This window comes from Streptomyces sp. NBC_01017 (genome assembly GCF_045162795.1).
GTDB classification, from domain to species: Bacteria; Actinomycetota; Actinomycetes; order Streptomycetales; family Streptomycetaceae; genus Streptomyces; species Streptomyces machairae.
In genome coordinates this window covers 1217929-1237753 of the sequence record NZ_CP108683.1, presented here as the reverse complement: position 1 = coordinate 1237753, position 19825 = coordinate 1217929, and the positions used below count along the sequence as shown (strand labels likewise).

The window sequence follows — 19825 nt, the reverse complement described above, 5'->3', positions numbered from 1 at the left end:
CCGGGTCATGGACTGACACCTCCTCGCCCATGGTGACATCGGCCCGCCCCGTCGCCACGAAAGCAGAGCACGCGTGGCGCCTCGGTGACAGGTCGATGACGTCGTCTCACGTCTCTGTCTGGTCCGGGCGGCCGAGCCTGCCGCGTACCGGGGTGTCGAGTACGGGGCTGCCCTCGCGCAGATCCCGCGAGGTGGCCGAGGCCTTCTCGTGCCAGCGGCCGTACCGCTCGGCGAGGTATACGGCCGACACGCCGTGCAGGAGGACGCTGAGACCGACGGTGATCGCGACCACCCGCCCGAGCAGTTCCACCCCCGGGACGTGTTCCTCCACCACGAGCAGCGCCAGGACCACGGAGGCAAGACCGCGCGGCCCGAACCAGCCGATGTACGCCACTGTGGGCAGCCGTAGCCCGCTGCCGGCGAGCGAGAGAGCCACGGGCAGCAGCCTGACCACGGTGAGGCTGAGGACGGCGTACAGGATGATCCGCCAGCTCAAGTGCTCCAGCGCGGGGCCGAGCAGCACCGCCCCGAACACGAGAAGACTGATCGCAGCGAGGAGTTCACCGAGGTTCTCGGTGAACTCGGCTGTGTGGTCCGGCTGTCCCTTGTCGCTCTCGATCCTGTGGCGGCGCAGTGCGAACCCGCAGGCGAACCCGGCGACCCACGCGGCGATGAAGCCACTGCCGTCCGTCACGACGGCGAGTTCGTACGCCCCGGCCGCGACGGCCGGCAGATAGACGTGCCGCCACTCCCGCGTGACCCATCCCTTGGCCCGGGACCACTGCAGAAGCCGCCCACCGACCCACCCGACCAGCAGCCCCAGCGCGGTGCTCAGCACCAGGGCCCGCCAGAAGATGCCGGCCACGCCCTCCTCCGCGTAGTGCGTGCCCGGGATGGCTGCCAGGAACAGGAGGAAGAAGGGCAGCACCATGCCGTCGTTCAGGCCGCTTTCGACATTCAGTCCGTGACGTACGAGCGCCGGGACCCGGGGGTGGGTGATGGCGGTCTTTCCGAGGGCGGCGTCGGTCGGGGCAAGGATGGCGCCGACGAGTGCGAGCTCCCACAGCGTCAACCCCGGCAGCAGCGGCCAGGCGAGCAGCCAGCCGGCCCCGATACTCAGCGGAAGCCCGATACCCAGCAGACGACCGGGGAGGAAGCCGCCCGTCCGAAGGTCTCGTCTGCGCACCGTCATGGCATCGGTGAACAGCACCAGCCCCAGGGTGATTTCGAGAAGCGCGACGATCGGCGCGGCGTCGTGCGCCAGGTCGACGATGTCCAGCACCGCTGGTCCGATGAGGATGCCGGAACCGACGAACACCATCCCCGACGAGATCGGGGTCGTGGACAGCCGACGCGAGCCCAGCGCGTACGCGGCAGTGACTGTGGCCACCGCGGCGCCCGTCCAAGCACCACTGCTCATGTTCCAGCCCTCCGGATGATCGACCCTGCCCTTCTACAGGTCGGCGTACCGCTGCCTGCCGACACCGGCGGGGACACGCCGGGCCGCACCGCCCAGGAAGTGGAACGGCGTGGCGCGGTCGGTCGGGTACGCGCGGCGCTGTCACACCGCCAAAGACAGGCGAAACATGGCTCACCAGCGACTGTGTCGGCCGCCTGAGCACGCCCATTCCTCGTAAGGACCCCTGATGCGCTCTCGCGCCACCGCCGCCGCGGCCACCTGCGCCCTGGCACTGGTTGTCGCCGTTCCCGGTCCGGCCTCCGCCGAGATCCTCGGCAACTTCTACTACACGTACACCGACGCGAGCGGTGCCGAAGAGCAGGCCAACGTGGAGGGCCTGCCGACCGCGACGTGCGTCAACCTTCCGGAGGCGGCGGACCCGCGCACGGAGTTCCGAGAGGTTCGCGAGCCCGGGTGCTGGTCGCGCTGCTTGCGGGTGATGACGTAGCGCACGGAGGGGGCCCACCGCTCCATCACCGGTGCCAGGAACCACCCGCAAATGGAGACAGCCGCCCGAGCCGTACCTGGGCATCTTGCGATGGCAACCGGCGCAGTAGCCGACCTGGTCGCCGGGGCAGCTCGGTACAACGGCAGGGAGCCGCATCGGGCCGGCTGCCCGATGCGACTCCCGAGGATGGCGGAGATGGCTCAGTTCACGCCCAGGGCGTCCAGGATCGCCGCGGAGACGTGATCGGAGGCGTTCCTGTGGCCCTTGGCGTTGGGGTGCACGAAGGCCACGTCACTCGGGAAGGTGGTGAAGACGCCCTCCACCCACTTGCCCGCGTCGCAGACGCTGTGGTTCCGGGAGGAGTCGGTGAGGTCGACGAACGCGTCGCCGTGCTCACCGGCCGTCTTCTCGATGGTGGCGTTGAGCGGTCCCAGGACGTCGTCGCGCAGCCAGTCGAGGTCTCCCGGGGTGATCGAGGCGAACTGCTCCCAGTCGTTGTACCGGCACTTGGAGGTGTCCTCGGGGATGACCGTGGGGTAACCGACGTTGAGGATCTTGGCGTGCGGGGCGCGCTCGTGGAGGGTGGCGAGCATGTCGTCGTAGTCCTGGCCCACCTTGGTCAGCCGGTCGGGGATGTTGTCGGCGAGGGCGTCACGGCATGGCGTGTCGACGCCGCCGCTGCCGTCGCCGAGTTGCAGGCAGGTGAAGAGGATCTCGGCGAATCCGAGGGTGTTGCCGCCGACGCCGACGGTGATCACGTCGGTGCCGGGGTGCACCGCCTCGGACTGGGGCGGTACCGGGGGGAACGGGTAGTCCGGGTCTTCGGAGAAGGGCGGCAGGTGGCGGCCGATCGGCTCCTGGGCGTTGAAGGTGACGTCCTCGATGGTGGCGGCGCCGCAGCTGACGTTGGTCAGCTCGATCAGTGAGCCGAGGTCGCGGTCGATGACCTGCGGGTAGGACTGGTCGGTGCGCTCGCAGCCGTCCCGGGGGACTTCGAAGGTCTCGCCCGCCGCCGGGATGACGCCGGCGGTGTAGGAGTCGCCCAGGGCAACCCACTCGTAGGCCGCCGCGGCTGCCGGAGTTGCGGCGGAGAGTTGCAGGGGGACGAGGGCGCCTACGGCGAGAGCCACGGCGGAGCCCAGCACGGCCAGTCGAGTACGCACGTTTGCCACGAATCCTCCAGGAGTACGGGGTTGACGGCGTTATGACCGTACGAGGAGCGTCACTTAGTGCACTAGATCCAATGCGGACAGTTACTATCCGTCGAGCCTCCAGGGTTCTCAGGACCGCTTGTGGCGCGTTCTGTGCAGGTTGGCTCGGCATGCGGATCACGCACGCCCGTCTGCTGATAGAGCTGTCGCCGCATTTGATCGCTGCGCGGCGTTATCCCGGGTGGTCCGTCGGACCCCGGCCCGCCGCGCAGTTCCCGCCCGCTGTCCTGTTCACGCCCATCCACCGCCGGTCAGCGGCGAGCCGCACAGGTCGACGCGGGCCTGCCTCGACCGCGGCTCCCGGGGTGGACGTCACGGCAGGAATCCCAGTCGCCGGCATGGACCTGGACCGGGGTGCGTTCGGCACCGATGCCGAGTTCGACGATCCAGTCCGGTGGTCGGGGACGGTTGCCCCGGCCGCGTTCTTCTTCGGCCTGTCGTCGCTGCAGGGCTGCGATCTTCGCGTCGATGCGCTCCACCCGCAGGGCGTGCCAGACCCGCATTCTGTGGAATCAGCAATGTCAAGCCCTCATCACCGGGTCTGACTGCCCACGGCGGGCTGGCCATCCTGAGTTGGCTGCGCGAGGTCATTCCCGAGCTTGGCGAAGACTTTGCGCAGGTGGTACGGGGCGGTGCGGGGGCTGATGAAGAGGCGGGTGGCGATTTCGGGGTTGGACAGTCCGTCACGGGCCAACCTTGCGATCTGAGCTTCCGGAGCGGTCAATTGCTCGTGCCGTGCTGGGGCTGTTCGTTTGCGGGGAGTTGCGCTGGTGGCTTGTAGTTCGCGGCTCGCTCGCTCGGCGAACGCTGCTATGCCCATGGCGTCCAGTGGTGTCCAGCATGCTGTGCGCGGTGCGCAGTTGCTTCCGTGCTGCGTTGCGGCGGCGTTCCAGGCGCAGCCATTCGCCGTACAGCAGATGGGCGCGAGCGAGGTCGACGTGCATCCGGGTCTTGCCCAGGTGAGTGATGGCTTCACGGTATCGGCGCTCTTCCGCGTCGCCTTCGTTCAGTAGCGCACACGACCGTGCCTGCACCCCGAGTACCCAGTCGGTGCCACTGGCCTCCGCCATTTCGGTGAGCCGGCTGTAGGCACGCAGGCCGGCGGCCAGGGCCTTGTCGTAGTTCCCGAGGCCGTTGTTGAGGGTGGCGTTCCCGTGCTGCTTGAGGGCTGAAGCGATGCCCGATGGTCCGGCGTGTTCGATCTTGCCTCCTCTGACAGGGGCGGCGCGGTCTGGGCGACCGCCGGCATCGACGTGGTGACGCTGGACGGCCTGCGGGCAGGCGGCGATCGGGGAGCCCCGAGCACGGCGCAGGAAACGCCGGGAGCCGGGGCTTCCCGAGACCGGATTCGGGGAGCCCCGGCGTTCGCGCGCAGGGTTGAGCGTACGTGTGCGGGGTCGGCCGCGTACGTGTGCGAGGTCAGCCGGCGAAGCGGACGATCCGCGGCAACAGGTCGCCCTTGGTGGCGATGCCGACGGCCCACAGCGCGGAGCTGCCGGGCACGGCGCCGAGCCCGCGGGCGCTGATGCCGGGCGCGGCGAGCTTCTCCCAGCGGCGCTCGGCCTTGTCCCAGCGCAGGGCGATCGAGGCCGAGCCCTTGCCGCCGACGGCCCAGACAGAACCGTTCGCCGCCTGGCCGACTGCGCGCAACCGGCCGTCGGGGACCTCGGGGGTCGCCGTCTTCGTCCAGGCCTTGCCGTCGTAATGCAGGGCGTACGGCTGGTCGCCCGAGTCGGTGAAGCGGCCGCCGACCGCCCAGAGGTCCTTCGCGGACGGTGCGGCAAGCCCGCTGAGCCAGGTCGCGTGGCTGGACGTTCCGGGCAGCTGCGCCTCGGTCCACGACGCGCCGTCGAAGTGCAGCGCCAGCGGCTCCTGATCGGACTGGGCATCGGCGGCGTAGCTCGTGCCGACCGCCCACACGTCGTCCTTCGACAGGGCGACGATGCCGTTCACCTCGCCGTTGCCAGTGGCCGGCAGCTCATGGCGCACCCACCGCTTGCCGTCCCAGGACTGGATGGACGGCACACCGGTCTTCACGCCCATGCCCATGGCGCGGCCCGCGGACCAGACGCTGCCGTCCGGGGCCGAGGCGAGGGCCTCGGGCATGACCCGTCCCGCCGGGTCCTGTGCGGCCCGGACCTGGGTCCAGGCCTTGCCGTCCCAGTGCACAAGCGTGGAGCCGGCGGCCCAGATGTCATCCGCCGCCGTCACGGTGAGGGTCGTCGGGAAGACGCCGTCCAGCATGGTGGATTCCTGCTTCCATGCGGTGCCGTCCCAGCGCAGCGCGACATGCTCCACCTCGTCGTAGGACTTGAGGTTGTAGCCGACCGCCCATGCCTGCTTGTCGTCGAGCGCGGCGACAGCGGTGATGTCGCCCTTCTCGAACGGCACGGAGGTCTGCTGCCAGCCGCCGGGTGTGCGCTCGCCGTTGGCGACCGGCGCGGTACCTGTCCCCGAGCCCTCGGAGCCGTTGTACAGCTGCACCCCGGCGAGACCGGCGGCGAGCGTCAGGGCGGCGACGGCCGTGGGCAGCACCGTCCGCCGCAGGCGCCGCTTCCGCGCGCCGGGGGTGGTGTTCTCGTCCATGAAGAAGTCCCTTGCGTCCACTGTGTCTTAGGCGGTCGGCGGCATCAGACGGTGGTCTTGATGACGAAGTCGAAGGTGCCGTTGTAGTTGCCGTCCTCGCGCGCTTCCAGGGCGACCACGCAGGCGCGGTTGAGGAGCTGGTCCCGGGCGTTCAGCAGCGCGAAGTCACGGCCGTACGCCTGGGTGTCGTCCGGGAAGTACAGCTGCGTGATGAACAAAGGACCGCCCGGGGCCTGCGCCTGGACGTGGATGTGCGGCGTGCGTTGGCCCCAACGGCCCCAGTAGTCACGGGGGATGATGGTGGCCAGCCGGTACTCGCCCCGGGCGTTGGTGTACTGGTGGCCGCGCAGCGAGAATCCGGAGGTGTCGTAGTCGCCGTTGTGGTCGGTCTGCCAGAACTCCAGCAGCGTGTCGGCGAGCGGGTTGCACTCGGGGTCGTACACGACACCGCGCAGGGTCAGCAGCACGCCCGTGATGCCGGGCGTGACCACCTCGGTGCGCTGCGGGGACTCCGGTTTGAACAGCGGGCCCTCCATCTGCGCGGGAGTCTCACTGCCGTTGCAGGAGGGCGTCAGGGCGAGCGGGGAACCTGCGGCCTTCGCGTCGGCGGGTCGGACGCCAGCTGACGCCGGAGCGGCGGTCGAGGCCGAGATCCCGGCGGCCGCGATGGCCGCCGAGCCGACGCCTATCGAGGTGTTGCGGATGAAAGCGCGGCGGGACCTGGGCTCGGGAGTGTCCTCGGCGGGGTCGGCGGCCGCTGCGGTGACGACGTGGGACGAGTCCGCCGCGTCGGGTGCGGGCGACGTGTCGGGCCGTTGGCCGGGGACGCTGCCGGCTGGTCGGTCGTGACCGTGTTGGCGCATGGCGCTCCTTGTGGGGGAGGCCCCGGCACGTTCTTGGGGAAGCGAACGGCGCCGGGTGCAAGGGCGAAAGAGGTGAGACAGGGGAGGCCCCTGCCGAGCACTGACCCTGCTGCAGGTGCACGCATGGCACATCCGGCGGATGACGGACGACGCGAGAAGTGTTACGAAACCAAGCACGCTTGCTCGTACGTCGTCCTGACCGGGATCAGCCCTGGCCGCGGCCCCGTTCCCGGCGTTCGCCCCGCTCCCGCAGTGTCCCGGCCGCCGCCCGGTCGGCCAGCCACACGGCGATCCGGGTGCGCGACCGCACCCCGAGCTTGTCGCGGATGTGGTCGAGATGGGCCTCGACGGTCCGCGGGGACAGCCCCAGCCGGGCAGCCACCTGAGCATTCGTCAGGCCCTCCGCCACGAGCGAGGCGACCTGGATCTCCCGCTCGGTCAGCGGGCCGCCGTCCGCGCCGCGCCGCGACCGCACGCTCGGTGCCCGGGCCGAGCGCAGCGCATAGGCGACCAGCCGGTCCCCGGACAGGCGCTGCCCCGCGGCCTGAGCCGACTGCGCGGCCTCGGCGTCGAGTCCGCTGCGGGCCCGGGCGACCGCGGCGTCGACCTGCCGCTGCCACTCCGCGTCGGGCCGCACGCCGATCCGTCCGCGCACCTCTGCGGCGGCAGCCGCGAGCCGCAGCGCCCTACGCGGCTCACCGCGCTCGGCAGCCACGATGGCCAGGCCCTCGACCGGATACATGGCGTGAAACGTATCCGGTGGAACAATCCGCAGCCCTTCGACGAAGGCCTCTTCGGCGGCCTCGTCGTCCCCGGCCGCGAGTGCCAGCACCCCGGCGGTGTGCACGGCCGCGCTGTGGTGGTGCGACGCGGCCTCGGTACGGAGCACCGGCAGGCACTGTGCCAGCAGCGCCCGCGCCTCGGCCACGGCGCCCACGTGCTGCAGCGCCCATGCGAGCCGGTGCCGGGACACCGCCGTGGCGAGGTCGTTGCCGAGACGCCGCGTGATGTCGAGGCAAGCCCGCTGCGCGACGACCGCGGCGGCGAAGCCCCGGCGCGCCAGCAAGGCCACGCCCAGCGCGTCGAAGGCGTCCGCCAGCGCCGCCGGCCGGTCGTGCCCGCGCGCCGCGGCGACGGCCTCCTCCGCCAGCCGCAGCGTGTCCGCCCGGTCCCCCTGCTTGTACGCGATACGGGCGGCCAGCGCGAGCGCGTCGCTCCGGTACGGCGCCGACGGCACCCTGCGCAGCGCGGCGTCCAGCGTTCTGCGGGCGGCCGTGAGCTCGTCCAGTTCACGGTGCACCCGGGCCAGCGCCACCGCCAGCCGCATGTGCCGGTCCCCGCCCTCGTCCTCGGTGCACGCCACCGCGGCCGCGAGATTGTCCCGCTCGGCCACCAGCTCCCGGGTCACGAGGACGGCGGGCGGGCTGTCCACGGTGTCGTCCGTCAGCCCCGCCAGCCAGCACAGCGCGCGCTCGCGCACGAGCGCCAGCTCCCCGGACGAGGCGAGCCGGCCGAGCCCGTACATGCGGATTGCCCTCAACTGCCGGAAACGCGCGCTCGGTTCCTCGCCGGGCACCCGTACCAGCAGTGACTTCTCCTCCAGGGAACACAGCAGCCGCAGCACGTCCCTGGCCGGGACACCGTCGCCCGCGCACACCGCCAGCGCCCCGTCCAGGCCGAACCCGCCCGCGAGGATCGACACCCGCCGAAGGACGGCCTGTTCGGCCGGATCCAGCAGCCGGTGGCTCCACGCGATCGCCGCGCGCAGCTCCCGGTGGTGCGCCGGTCCGATCCGGCTGCCGTCGGTCAGCAGCGCGAGCTGGTTGTCCAGTCCGTCGAGGATCTGCCCGAGAGGCAGGCCCGCCACTCGGCGCGCCGCCAGCTCGATGGCGAGCGGCAGCCCGTCCAACCGATGGCAGATCCGCGTGACCTCGTCCACCGTGTCCGCGGTGAGGTCGAAACCGGGCGCGGCCGCCCGCGCCCGCTCCACGAACAGCCGCACGGCGTCGGAGCCGATCACGTCGTCCACGCAGATGTGCGAGCGGTCCTGCGCACTGTCCTCGGCGGGCGCGGGCGGCAGCGACAGCTCGCCCACCCGGAAGATCACCTCGCCGGGCACCCGCAGGGCCTCACGGCTCGTGGCGAGGATGCGCAGCCGCGGACAACGGGTCAGCAGTAACGCCACCAACTCGGCGCAGGACTCGGCCAGATGCTCACAGTTGTCGAGCACGAGCAGCAGCCCCGTCACGCTCAGCGCCCGTGCCAGCGCCTCCTCCTCGACGGGACCGTGCTGGTCACCGAAGCCGAGCGCGGTCGCGACGAACTGCGGCAGCAGCGCGGGGCGGCGCAGCGGGTCGAGCGCGACGAGCCGGGTGAGCTCCTGCCGCCCGGTTGACTGCCCACCGGCCAGATGCAGCGCGAGCCGGGATTTGCCCACACCGCCTGGCCCGACCAGGGTCAGCAGCCGTGTTGAGCGCAACAGCCCGCGCAGCCCCGTCAACTCGGCCGCTCGGCCTATGAACCGGTCGAGCGGCAGGGGCAACGCGCCCCCGGGCGGCGGGCCGAGGCGTTCGTCCGTCGCCGCGCGGATGCCGCCCGGAACGGCGGCGTGCACGATCGGCGGCTGCCGTGCCTCGGAGGTGGCAGCCGCACGGTTGCGGAAGGCGCGTTGACGGCAGGCGTTGGAGCAGTACTTGGCGGGCCGGCCGCCTTTCCCCGTGCCCCGCTCCCCGTCCCGGCGCGGGGCGGCCACCGGGCCACCGCACGCCTGGCACGTCCGCTTCGTCGACGCCACTGCGGGAACCTCGTGTGTACGGGCCCGGGGCAAGGCCGGTTCCGGGCGCGGTGGGACCGCGTACCGATCAGTACGAGCCTTGGGAACAGCTCACCCTACTGTCCGTTCCTTTGAGTCAGCCATGAGCTTGTCGGCCGAGTGGCAGCCCGGCTCGGTTCGGAATCCGCGCCCAGCAGGCGAAGATCACGCCGGTGATCACGGAGCGGATCGGCTGGGCATGGGGCCTGACCGTCGGCAGGCCGGCACATCGGCCATCAGCCCTGGCGTGGGCCCGAATTCGGGAGCCCACAGCCTGGTCACGGCTGGTTGCCGGATGCCCTGGTCAGCTGCTGGTGGAGGGTTCCGTGGCGTCGGTTTCTTGGGTGGCCGCCCAGGATGCGAGGAGGCGCAGGCCCTCTTCGGAGGGTGAGCCGGGTTCGGCGGTGTAGATGGTGAGGGTGAGGCCGGGTTCGGCCGCCATCTCCAGGCCCTCGAAGGCGAGGGTGAGCTCGCCGACGGTCTGGTGGTGGAAACGTTTGGTTCCGGTGCCGTGGTGGCGGACGTTGTGGGCGCCCCAGCGGGTGCGGAACTCGTCGCTGCGGGTGGACAGTTCGCCGACGAGGTCGTGGAGTTCCTTGTCGTGGGGGTTGCGGCCGGCCTCGGTACGCAGGATGGCGACGCCAACGTCGGCGGCCTGGTCCCAGTCGGGGTAGAAGCGGCGGGAGGCCGGGTCGAGGAAGTTGAAGCGGGCGAGGTTCGCCTGGTTGTGGCGGGTGGCGTAGACGTCGGTGTAGAAGGCGCGGGCGAGCTGATTGGCGGCGAGGATGTCCAAGCGGCCGTTGCGGACGAAGGCCGGTCCGGCGGTGATGGCGTCCAGCGTCCATTGCAGGCTGCGGTGGGGTGTCCACTGCCGGGTGCTGCGGCGTCGGCGTCGGGTGAGTGCGTCCGAGCCGTCGGCGGCCTGCGCCAGGTGGAGCAGGTGGGCGCGTTCGGCTTCGTCGAGCTGGAGGGCCCGGGCCGCGGCTTCGAGGACGGCGGGGGAGACACCGGCGAGGTTGCCGCGTTCGAGCTTGGCGTAGTACTCCACGCTCATGTCGGCGAGGGCAGCGACCTCGCTCCGGCGCAGGCCGGGCACGCGCCGTCGGCTGCCGGACGGTAGCCCCGCCTGCTCCGGCGTGATCTTTGCGCGGCGCGAGGTCAGGAACTCGCGGATCTCTTCACGGTTGTCCACAACTCGACGGTAAGGCCGAGAACCCCGAAGAGGGGTGTACCGCCGGTACACCCTTCACTGATGCCTCGCTGCCTGCGGGGATACGCGGTTACCTGGATGAAGAGGCATCCAGGAAGCCGCCCCGGCGGCAGCTTGCGGGATGCCCGAGCCCGGCCACAGGGAGCAGCGACACGCTTCCCGTTCCGGGTGGGCAACGGCACCCGGCGCCATCCGGTACCACTGTGTACCGGGGCGCCTTCACCAGGTAAGGAATCCCCCTCATGCGCGGCACAGTGATCCACGCCCCCGGCGACATCCGCTTCGAAAGCCTGGAGAATCCGAAGATTCTCCACCCGACCGACGCGATCATCCGCACGGCCGTCACCTGCGTCTGTGGCTCCGACCTGTGGCCCTACCGTGGCCTGGAGCCGACGGATGAGCCGCATCCGATGGGGCATGAGTACGTCGGCTTCGTGGAGGAGGTCGGCAGCGAGGTCACCTCGGTCAAGCCGGGGCAGTTCGTCGTGGGGTCGTTCGCCACCTCGGACAACACCTGTGCGAACTGCCGGAACGGCTTCCAGTCCAGCTGCCTGCATCGCGAGTTCATGAGCACCTGCCAGGCCGACTACGTGCGCATCCCCAACGCGCAGGGCACCCTGGTCGCCACCGACGAGATCCCTGATGAGGGGTTTTGGCCTGGGCTGCTGGCTGTCTCCGATGTCATGGGCACCGGTTGGTGGGCCGCCGAGGCCGCCGAGGTGAAGCCCGGCTCCACCGCGGTCGTGGTCGGCGACGGCGCGGTCGGCCTGTGCGCGGTGATCGCCGCGAAGGAGATGGGCGCCGAGCGGATCATCGCGATGAGCCGCCACGAGCCACGGCAGAAGCTGGCCCGCGCGTTCGGCGCGACCGACATCGTCACCGAGCGCGGCGAGGAGGGCGTGGCCCGGATCAACGAGCTGACCGGCGGCATCGGCGCCGACAGCGTCCTGGAGTGCGTCGGCACCGCCCAGGCCATGCAGCAGGCCCTGCACTCCGCCCGGCCCGGCGGGAACGTCGGCTTCGTCGGCGTCCCCCACGAGGTCGCCGTCGACGGCCAGGAGCTGTTCTTCTCCCACGTCGGCCTGCGCGGCGGCCCCGCCCCCGTACGCCGCTACCTGCCGGACCTCATCGACCGCGTCCTGGCCGGCGCCATCGCCCCGGGCATGGTCTTCGACCTCACCCTCCCCCTGGACCAGGTCGCCGAGGGCTACAAGGCCATGGACGAGCGCCGCGCCATCAAGGCCCTCCTGACGCCCTGACCCAGGCCCTCACCGCACAGGGGACCAGCACCTCACCGCGCCCCCCGATGCGCTCCCGCGAAGGATTCGGCATGACCACATTCGCTCTGATCGGCGCCGGCCCCGGCCTGGGTCTGGCCACCGCCCGCCGCTTCGGAAAGGCGGGGCACAGCATCGCGCTCATCGCGCGCAACCGCGACAGCCTCGACCGCCTCGCCGGCACACTGCACGAGGACGGGGTTCAGGCCCGCGGCTACACCGCCGACGCCCTGGACGCCGCCTCCCTCAGCACGGCCCTCCAGGCGGCCGCGGACGAGCTGGGGCCGATCGAGGTCCTGCAGTACAGCCCGGTACCGCGGGCCGACTTCATGAAGCCGGTCCTGGACAGCACCGCGACCGATCTGGACGCCCCGCTGGCCTTCTCGATCAAGGGGCCGGTCACCTGCGTGAACGCGGTCCTGCCCGGCATGCGGGCGCTCGGCCGCGGCACCCTGCTGTTCGTCAACGGCAGCAGCGCGGTGCGCCCCCACCCCGGGCGGGCAGGCACCTCGATCGCCTTCGCCGCCGAGAGCGCGTACGCGGCCATGCTGCATAGCGCGCTCGCCAAGGAGAACATCCACGCCGCCCAGTTGATCATCCCCGGTGCGATCCGCCCTGACGCCGAGCGCTCGAACCCCACCGTTCTGGCCGAACGCCTGTATGCGCTGCACACCGAACGCGACGCTTTCCGGCACTACGCCGAACCCATGCCCGAGTGACGTGACGGACGACGCCCCCCCACACACACACCACCCCGCCGGACGCTGCTCCGCGCCTCCCAGGCCGCCGGCTGGCTGCTGGCGCTGGCCGCGTGCTCCCACGACGCACCGCAGTCCCCCTCGCGGTCCGAGTACTCCTTGTCGGCGGGGCGGCAGGAGACAGCGGCGTCCAGCGTCCCCTCCGGCTCCGACAGGAACACCGCCATGGACATCCGTGTCACCCTTGGCGGCCGGGTCGTCGAGGCAACGTTGAACGACAGCCCCGCCGCGCGCGACCTGGCCACCTTGCTCCCGCTCACCCTGGACCTGGAGGACTTCCACGGGACGGAGCGGATCGGCTACCCGCCGCGCAAACTCACCACCGACGGCGCCCCCGCGCCGGTCGCGGCCAGGGCCGGCGAAATCGCCTACTACGCGCCGTGGGGCAACCTCGCCCTCTTCCACCAGGACGGCCCTTCCGCGTCCCGGGATCTCCTCATCCTCGGCCACATCGACGTCGACACCGACCAGTTGGCCCGGGTCGAGCAGATCACCATCGAGCCCGCCTCCTGACGCGCGCTGAATCCCCTCCGTCCACCCCGCACAGATCCCGTTGGGAGACACCGTCACGAACCCCACGTACGACTTCAGCGGGAAGGTTGCCTTCGTCACCGGCGCCAGCTCCGGCATGGGCCTGGCCCCGCATGCGCCTTCGCCGCCTCCGGTGCCGCCGTCCGCCCTCGCCGACATCGACGAGACCGCCGTCAACAGCGCAGCCCAGCAGCTCAGCAGCTCAGGGACGAGGGGCACCAGGCTTTTGTCCTGGTGTGCGACGTTACCGACGAGGGCCAGGTGGCCGCCGGGGGCGACCGTACGGTGGAGACCTTGGGCCGCCTTGACCTCGCCTACAACAACGCCGGTATCCAGATCCTCATGGTCAGCGACGTGATCGCCAAGGGGAACCGGACCGCGCCGAGGCCGACCAGCCCATCAACCGGCTCGGGATCGCCGACGAGATGGCTCGGGCCGTCCTGTGGCTGTGCAGCCCCGGTGCCAGTTTCGTCGTCGGCGTCGCCCTGCCCGTCGACGGCGGCTACACCGCCCGCAGCCGGATTCCACCGAACCGCCCCAAGCACCGAAAGGAACTGACGCCATGCCCAAGCAGTCCGCCCCCAAGGAACTGGACGCGATCGCACCCAAGCTCGTCGAGGTCACCAACGAGGTCCTCTTCAACGACATCTGGGAACGCCCCGGCCTCTCACCGCGTGATCGCAGCCTGGTCACCGTCAGCGTCCTGGCCGCCCTGTACCGCAGCGAACAGCTGCCTTACCACCTGAGCGTGGCGCTGCAGAACGGCCTGAGCGTCGACGAACTGTCCGAGGCCATCACCCACCTGGCCTTCTACGCCGGCTGGCCCAACGCCATGACCGCCTACGGCCCCTACGCCAACGAGGAACTGGTGGGCGAGGCGCTGGCGCCCGTACGCGACCAGGTCGTGATCGCGACCAAGTTCGGCTGGCGCATCGAGAACGACACGTCGGTCGGCCTCGACAGCCGCCCCGAACAGATCAGGCGCGTCGCGGACGCCTCGCTGCGTCGCCTGCGCACGGACACGATCGACCTCTTCTACCAGCACCGGGTTGATCCGGACGTGCCGATCGAGGACGTCGCGGGCGCGGTCGCGGAGCTCGTACAGGCAGGCAAGGTACGGCACTTCGGCCTGTCCGAGGCGGGCGCGGCGACGATCCGCAGGGCGCACGCAGTGCACCCCGTCAGCGCCGTCCAGAGCGAGTACTCCCTGTGGACTCGCGACCCCGAGCCCGAGGTGCTGCCCACACTCACCGAACTCGGCATCGGATTCGTGCCGTTCAGCCCGCTCGGCAAGGGCTTCCTCACCGGCACCGTCGACACCACGACCGCGTTCACGGAAGGCGACATCCGCACGACCATCCCGCGGTTCGACGAGGACAACCTCGCCGCCAACCAGACCCTTGTCGACCACGTCGCCGCGCTCGCCCGCGCCCGCGACGCCACCCCGGGGCAGGTCGCCCTGGCCTGGCTGCTCGCCCAGCAGCCCTGGATCGCGCCGATCCCCGGGACCCGCCGGGTCGAGCGCCTGACGGAGAACGCCGGCGCCGCGCAGGTCGCCCTGTCCTCCGACGACATCGCGGACCTCGACGCCACCGCGGCCCGCATCGGCGTGCACGGCGACCGCTACAACGAGATGCACTTGGGCCTGGTCGGCAAGTGACACGACTGCCTCGACCCGGACGTTCAGCGCGGGCCCTGGATACCGGCAGAGGAGGATCGCCACACGACACGCACACCTCGTCGACTCAGCCCTGTGCCCCAGCTCCCCACCCCCGGGTCGGGCCTTGATACGCCACTCGCATCGCGAACGGCCTCCGAGAAATGACACAACTCCGAGACCGAGAAGCGATCACACGCGCTGAGAAAGGCACAGAACCAATGCCTCCAGCGCGGTGTCGGCCGGCGGCTCAGGCGAGGGCGGCGACGAGCAGGGTGAAGGCGGCGATGATGACGGCGACGCGGATGTAGTGGAAGCGGTCCCAGCGGTTCATCTGCTGCTTCCAGTCGGCGGGCCGATTCTCGGGGGTCCATGTCTTGCCCCGGTTGTTGATCGGGACGAGCAGCAGGAGCGACATGATCACGCTGAGGATCAGCAGCGCGCCGGCGGTGACGGCGAGGCCGGTGCCGTCGTGGTGCCATCCGGCGATGGCCCAGACCGCGACGAGGACGAGTGAGCCGATGTACCAGACCGGCATCAGGGCGCCGAGCATCCGGCCCCCGTGGGCGCGGCCGAGTTGGCCACTGTCCTCGGGGAGGGCGTTGAGGATCGGGTTGATGACGAAGGCGACGGAGAACTCCACCCCCACCATCAGGCCGACGACCACGGTGGTGAAGACCTCGAGTGCGTTGAGCATGGTGCCCCCTCCTGGGATCTAGCGGCGCTAGATGATGGGGCAACGCTAGTACTGCCGCCGCTCGATTGTCTAGCGCTGCTAGGGTCGAATCATGTCGGTACAGGAACGCAAGGAGCGCGAACGGGTGAGCCGCGAGCGCCTCATCGTGGCGACGGCCCGTGAACTCGCCGAGCAGCAGGGCTGGGACGCGGTCACCACCCGCCGGCTCGCCGAGCGCATCGAATACAGCCAGCCCGTCCTCTACAGCCACTTCCGCGGCAAGCGCGAGATCATTGGCGCCGTCGCCCTGGAAGGCGCCACCGAGATGGCCGCGGCGCTGCGGGCCGCGACCTCCGCCGCTGACGGCCCCCGCACCCGGGTCACCGCCCTCGCCCGCGCCTACCTCGACTTCGCCGAACGCAACCCGGCGGTCTACGACGCCATGTTCCAGCTCGACGGTGGCCTGGCGTTCGCGAACGAGGACACCCCGGAGCCGCTGAAGGACGGCTTCGCCGCTCTGCTGGAGACTCTCGGCGAGGTCGCCGGCGAGGGCGTCCACCCGGGACTGTTCACCGAGGTGTTCTGGGCGGCCCTGCACGGGCTGGCCACCCTGACCCGGGCGGGACGGCTGCCGCCTGGAGACGCCGAGCAGAGGGTGGAACTGCTGGTGGACCGGCTCGCCATGGTCTGACACACCGTCCCGGCGGTCACGCAGTCGGGTCCTCGGGCCCCGTTGGCTGCCTGCGGCATCGCTTACGGTCGCTCGCGCCCACACGGCGCAGCCGCAGATCGCCGGGTCCCGTACCCCAGACGGGCACCCGCACCGCAAGCTGCAGGCTCAACTCGGTGAACAGACTATCCGTGAGGGCTCCGACGCCGTGATCACGCCGGCCACAACAAGATCATCTCTCGGCCTCGGAGGGCCTTGGCTACGGGCCCCCGGATACTGAGGGCGTTTCCCGCCTGGAGACGTTGACGCTTGCCGCCGAGACCGTCAGCGAGAAAATGCGCCTCGAACAACTCTGGGTGGGCGAGTCCTTGGCGGGCCGCTGGTTCGGTCGGCACGTTCTGCGACCACTTCATCGCTTCCTGCGCGTCCAGAGTCAGGGGCACGGTGCGCTGGCACCTGGGCCGTGGCACGGCCCAGAACCGGTCGATCGTCTCGGAGCGCCCTCGGTACATAGGGGATCGAGGTGTGGGAGAAAGAGCGGCCCTGACCCCCCGGCCCGCCGGAACCGACCCCCGGCACCGCTACCGATGCCGGCCCGGGCGAGGCGGGTCACGTTACGTCGCGATGACCGATGCCCTCCTGAATCGGGGTGCCTACTGTCATCTCGTCCCTGGTGGAACCGGATCGGAATCGGACCCGCATGCGTCTGCTCACGTACCTCGTCGGCTGCAGTGTCGACGGCTTCACTGCCGGTCCTGACGGACAGTGCGATCCCCTCGGCTTCGACGGCGATCTCAAGGCCGCCGTTCTGGCCGAGTACCCCGAGACCGTCCCGGACCATGCCCGCAGGCCGCTGGGCGTCGTCAGCACGCGGAACAGATTGTTCGACACGGTCGTCATGGGGCGCGGCGTCTACGAATCCGCTCGGGCGGCCGGTGCCGACAGCCCGTATCCCTGGCTGCGGCAGTACGTGGTCTCCTCGTCCCTGAAACGGCCCGCGTCAGGCGTCGATGTCGTCGCCGGGGACCCGGCGGAGTTCGTCAACGGGCTGAAGCGGCGGCCGGGCATGGGCATCTGGCTGTGCGGTGGCCCGGTGCTGGCCGGGCGCTTGCTGCGCGAGGTCGACAAGCTCGTGGTCCACCGCCACCCGGTGGTGTTCGGGGCAGGCGTTCCGCTGTTCCACGCGGCATTCGACCCTGCCGCTTTCACGCTGACCGACTTCCGGGTCTTCGCCACCGGCGTGACTGTCACTACGTACACCAAGCAGTAGGAGCACATGTGTTGTTTCGCCCCACGACCGAGGCCGATCAAGAGCGTGTCGCAGCAGTCATCGTGGACGAACCGGTGGGCTGGATCGACGCCGACCGCTACCTGGACGAGTTGAAGCAGGGGATGTACCGGCCGGAGTGGACCTGGATCGCCGAGGACGACGGGCGGATCGTGGGGCGTTCCTTGTGGTGGGGGCGGCAGGACAGTGCTCACCCCGTCGCCCTGGACTGTCTGCATGTCGACCCGACGCTCCCCGACCGCGTGGAGGTGGCGGCCGGACTGCTGACCGCCGCGCTTCGGGCGTTCGCCGACGCCGGTGCGCCCAAACCTCCGCTCTACAACCTGACGCTGCCCGTCGGCTGGCGTGACACCCCGGCCGCGATGGCCGCCGTGGAGTGGCGGCGCCGGGCCGCCGTGGCAGCAGGCCTCACGCACGAGGTGGAACGGCTGCGCCTGCAATGGACTGCCGACGTCGGCCTCCCCGCGTCCAGGGGCCGGCTGACGTTCGCCCCCGCTTCGGACGAGGAGTTCCTCCAACTGTTCCGTCGGATCGCCGTCGGCAGCCTGGACGAGGAGACCCGCAGGAACATCGCCGTCAAGGGCGCCGAAGCCACGGCCAGGGACGAGATGGACTTCTATCTCGGTTGCCCCGGTCGGCGCGAGTGGTGGCGCGTGGCCCACACCCCGGACGGGCAGGTCGCGGGCCTCGCCCTCCCTTCCGCGACACCGTATGCCCGCAATGTGGGCTACCTGGGCGTCGTCCCCGAGTTCCGCGGCCATGGATACGTGGATGACCTCCTCACCGAGATCACCCTTCTCCACGCGGAATCCGGTGCCGAACTGATCACAGCCACCACGGACACCGGAAACGCCCCCATGGCCGCGGCCTTCGCCCGCGCCGGCTACCGGACTTCGGAGATCCGCATGCTGTATTCGGCGCCGGTGGCGTAGGGGGCAGAGACGGAGGCCCCTTCGCCCGAGGGAGACGGACGGTTGAAGAAGGGCGGCAGCGGGCGCGCCCTATGAAGAGAGCCGTATGAGCCGTATGAGGAAAGGAGAGCCGGTCTGATGCCGGTTTTCATCGAAGAGTTCACCGTGGCCGGGAGCGACAGCGGTCCCTACGCGCTCACCACGGGCCCGGACGGGGCGCTGTGGTTCACGCTGGTTCACAGCGGGGGCATCGGGCGTCTCGTGCCCGGAGGGGTACTCACGCACCATCAACTCGATCCGGACTGCGGGCCGATGATCATCGCTGTCGGGCCGGACGACGCCTTGTGGTTCACCGAGCACCGGGCGCACCGCATCGGCCGGATCGCCCTCGACGGCAAGGTCGAGGAATTCACCGTACCGACTGCGGAGTGCGGTCCGTTCGGAATCGCCGCCGGGCCGGACGGAGCGCTGTGGTTCACCGAGACCGCCGCCGACCGGATCGGCAGGATCACCACCGACGGCCGGGTGACCGAGTTCCCGCTGCCGGTCACGGGGGCCTACCCCTCCGCGATCACCGCAGGCGCCGACGACGGGATGTGGTTCACCCTGAACCAGGCCGACGCGATCGGGCGGATCGGCATGGACGGAGCTGTCACTCTGCACCCGTTGCCGACGAGTTCCGCCGCCCCGGTGGGCATCGCGGCCGGGCACGACGGGGCGGTCTGGTTCGTCGAGATCGGTGCAGGGCAGATCGGGCGGATCACTCCCGGCGGCGGGATCACCGAGTTCCCGCTGCCCGACCGCGCGTCCCGCCCGCATGCCATCACCCCTGGCAGCGACGGCACGTTGTGGTTCACCGAGTGGGCCGGCAACCGGGTGGGCTCCCTCACCCCCGACGGCACTGTCACCGTGCACGACCTGCCGACCCCGGGCTCGGAGCCGCACGGGATCGCCCTGGGCCCGGACGGAGCTCTGTGGACAGCGCTGGAAATCGGCGCACTCGCCCGCATCGGCGTCCATGTCAGCAGCACGTAACGAAGCAACAGACAACAAGGGAACGAAAGGGAACGCTCATGAAGTACGCACTCGTGATCTTCGAGACCGATGAATCGCGCCACCGGATCCGGACCGACCGGGCCGCTCACCGAGCGGCGTACGAGACCTGGATCGGCAAGATCGCGACGGCGGGCAAACTGATCAGCGGCGATGCCCTGGACAGCGAGTCGGCCTCCGCGGCGACCGTGCGCAAGACCAGCCAAGCAGCGCCCGCCACGGTGACCGACGGGCCCGCGCACCCCGGAGAGGAGACCCTGGGCGGCTGGTTCGTCATCGACGTGGCCGACCGTGAGGAAGCCGTGGAACTCGCCAAGGGGCTCGGCACCTTGGAGACCATCGAGATCTGGCCGGTGCTCGAAGGCGCCTGAGGACGGCCCGTTGCGGCATCGCCCCTCCCTCCGACATACAGTGT

20 protein-coding genes and 1 pseudogene are annotated in these 19825 nt (G+C 70.6%); 12 read left to right on the top strand and 9 right to left on the bottom strand.

Annotated elements, in window-relative coordinates; all coding sequences use genetic code 11:
* Positions 1 to 106: 106 nt before the first annotated feature.
* The gene (locus OG331_RS06050) at positions 107 to 1420 is read right to left on the bottom strand and encodes a cation:proton antiporter (protein ID WP_406192383.1); all 1314 of its coding nucleotides are present in this window, start codon (positions 1418 to 1420) and stop codon (positions 107 to 109) included.
* Between the two features lie 226 nt (positions 1421 to 1646).
* On the opposite strand from OG331_RS06050, the gene OG331_RS06045 reads away from it, so the two are divergent.
* Entirely contained in the window at positions 1647 to 1907 is a 261-nt protein-coding gene (locus tag OG331_RS06045; RefSeq protein ID WP_406192380.1) for a hypothetical protein, read from the top strand.
* Positions 1908 to 2107: 200 nt separating this feature from the next.
* Here the strand turns inward: OG331_RS06045 and OG331_RS06040 are convergent, their stop codons facing one another.
* The 3 genes from OG331_RS06040 to OG331_RS06030 form a co-directional block, all read right to left on the bottom strand.
* Positions 2108 to 3070 carry an SGNH/GDSL hydrolase family protein gene (locus OG331_RS06040; protein WP_406192377.1) on the bottom strand — a complete coding sequence of 321 codons (963 nt, stop codon included), beginning with the start codon at positions 3068 to 3070 and terminating at the stop codon, positions 2108 to 2110.
* A gap of 299 nt (positions 3071 to 3369) precedes the next feature.
* Positions 3370 to 3621, bottom strand: coding sequence for a hypothetical protein (locus tag OG331_RS06035; protein WP_406192374.1), 252 nt, complete (start codon positions 3619 to 3621; stop codon positions 3370 to 3372).
* A gap of 29 nt (positions 3622 to 3650) precedes the next feature.
* Complete coding sequence (locus OG331_RS06030) at positions 3651 to 3938, bottom strand: helix-turn-helix transcriptional regulator (RefSeq protein ID WP_406192371.1); 288 nt, start codon at positions 3936 to 3938, stop codon at positions 3651 to 3653.
* Here OG331_RS06030 and OG331_RS06025 point away from each other — a divergent pair.
* Positions 3937 to 4131 carry a hypothetical protein gene (locus OG331_RS06025; RefSeq protein WP_406192368.1) on the top strand — a complete coding sequence of 65 codons (195 nt, stop codon included), beginning with the start codon at positions 3937 to 3939 and terminating at the stop codon, positions 4129 to 4131. The genes OG331_RS06030 and OG331_RS06025 overlap by 2 nt on opposite strands.
* A gap of 406 nt (positions 4132 to 4537) precedes the next feature.
* Here the strand turns inward: OG331_RS06025 and OG331_RS06020 are convergent, their stop codons facing one another.
* The 4 genes from OG331_RS06020 to OG331_RS06005 all read right to left on the bottom strand — a co-directional run bounded on the left by OG331_RS06020 (position 4538) and on the right by OG331_RS06005 (position 10571).
* The gene (locus tag OG331_RS06020) at positions 4538 to 5704 is read right to left on the bottom strand and encodes a hypothetical protein (RefSeq protein WP_406192365.1); all 1167 of its coding nucleotides are present in this window, start codon (positions 5702 to 5704) and stop codon (positions 4538 to 4540) included.
* A gap of 44 nt (positions 5705 to 5748) precedes the next feature.
* Entirely contained in the window at positions 5749 to 6567 is an 819-nt protein-coding gene (locus OG331_RS06015; RefSeq protein WP_406192362.1) for a dioxygenase, read from the bottom strand.
* 205 nt (positions 6568 to 6772) lie between these two features.
* A complete protein-coding gene (locus OG331_RS06010; protein WP_406192359.1) occupies positions 6773 to 9319 on the bottom strand; it encodes an ATP-binding protein in 2547 nt (848 codons plus the stop codon).
* Positions 9320 to 9683: 364 nt separating this feature from the next.
* On the bottom strand, positions 9684 to 10571 hold the full coding sequence (locus tag OG331_RS06005; RefSeq protein WP_406192356.1) for a helix-turn-helix transcriptional regulator: 888 nt from the start codon (positions 10569 to 10571) through the stop codon (positions 9684 to 9686).
* A gap of 260 nt (positions 10572 to 10831) precedes the next feature.
* Here OG331_RS06005 and OG331_RS06000 point away from each other — a divergent pair, with 260 nt between their 5' ends.
* The 5 genes and pseudogenes from OG331_RS06000 (at position 10832) to OG331_RS05980 (ending at position 14815) form a co-directional block, all read left to right on the top strand.
* Positions 10832 to 11848 carry a zinc-dependent alcohol dehydrogenase family protein gene (locus OG331_RS06000; RefSeq protein ID WP_406192353.1) on the top strand — a complete coding sequence of 339 codons (1017 nt, stop codon included), beginning with the start codon at positions 10832 to 10834 and terminating at the stop codon, positions 11846 to 11848.
* Between the two features lie 71 nt (positions 11849 to 11919).
* Complete coding sequence (locus tag OG331_RS05995) at positions 11920 to 12585, top strand: SDR family NAD(P)-dependent oxidoreductase (RefSeq protein ID WP_406192350.1); 666 nt, start codon at positions 11920 to 11922, stop codon at positions 12583 to 12585.
* A 204-nt stretch (positions 12586 to 12789) separates the two neighbouring features.
* Positions 12790 to 13137, top strand: a complete 348-nt coding sequence (locus tag OG331_RS05990; protein WP_406192347.1) for a cyclophilin-like fold protein — start codon at positions 12790 to 12792, stop codon at positions 13135 to 13137.
* A 6-nt stretch (positions 13138 to 13143) separates the two neighbouring features.
* Positions 13144 to 13434, top strand: a pseudogene (locus OG331_RS05985) (hypothetical protein); the annotation flags it as partial.
* Positions 13435 to 13717: 283 nt separating this feature from the next.
* Positions 13718 to 14815, top strand: coding sequence for an aldo/keto reductase (locus OG331_RS05980; RefSeq protein ID WP_406192344.1), 1098 nt, complete (start codon positions 13718 to 13720; stop codon positions 14813 to 14815).
* 247 nt (positions 14816 to 15062) lie between these two features.
* Here the strand turns inward: OG331_RS05980 and OG331_RS05975 are convergent, their stop codons facing one another.
* The gene (locus OG331_RS05975; protein WP_406192341.1) at positions 15063 to 15509 is read right to left on the bottom strand and encodes an anthrone oxygenase family protein; all 447 of its coding nucleotides are present in this window, start codon (positions 15507 to 15509) and stop codon (positions 15063 to 15065) included.
* 91 nt (positions 15510 to 15600) lie between these two features.
* On the opposite strand from OG331_RS05975, the gene OG331_RS05970 reads away from it, so the two are divergent.
* The 5 genes from OG331_RS05970 (at position 15601) to OG331_RS05950 (ending at position 19781) form a co-directional block, all read left to right on the top strand.
* On the top strand, positions 15601 to 16179 hold the full coding sequence (locus OG331_RS05970) for a TetR/AcrR family transcriptional regulator (protein WP_406192338.1): 579 nt from the start codon (positions 15601 to 15603) through the stop codon (positions 16177 to 16179).
* 679 nt (positions 16180 to 16858) lie between these two features.
* Positions 16859 to 17428 (top strand): dihydrofolate reductase family protein, encoded by a 570-nt coding sequence (locus tag OG331_RS05965; RefSeq protein ID WP_406192335.1) that lies wholly within the window; start codon positions 16859 to 16861, stop codon positions 17426 to 17428.
* Between the two features lie 62 nt (positions 17429 to 17490).
* Positions 17491 to 18378 (top strand): GNAT family N-acetyltransferase, encoded by an 888-nt coding sequence (locus OG331_RS05960; protein WP_406192332.1) that lies wholly within the window; start codon positions 17491 to 17493, stop codon positions 18376 to 18378.
* 117 nt (positions 18379 to 18495) lie between these two features.
* On the top strand, positions 18496 to 19392 hold the full coding sequence (locus OG331_RS05955) for a virginiamycin B lyase (RefSeq protein ID WP_406192329.1): 897 nt from the start codon (positions 18496 to 18498) through the stop codon (positions 19390 to 19392).
* A gap of 38 nt (positions 19393 to 19430) precedes the next feature.
* A complete protein-coding gene (locus OG331_RS05950) occupies positions 19431 to 19781 on the top strand; it encodes a YciI family protein (protein WP_406192326.1) in 351 nt (116 codons plus the stop codon).
* Positions 19782 to 19825: the final 44 nt, after the last annotated feature.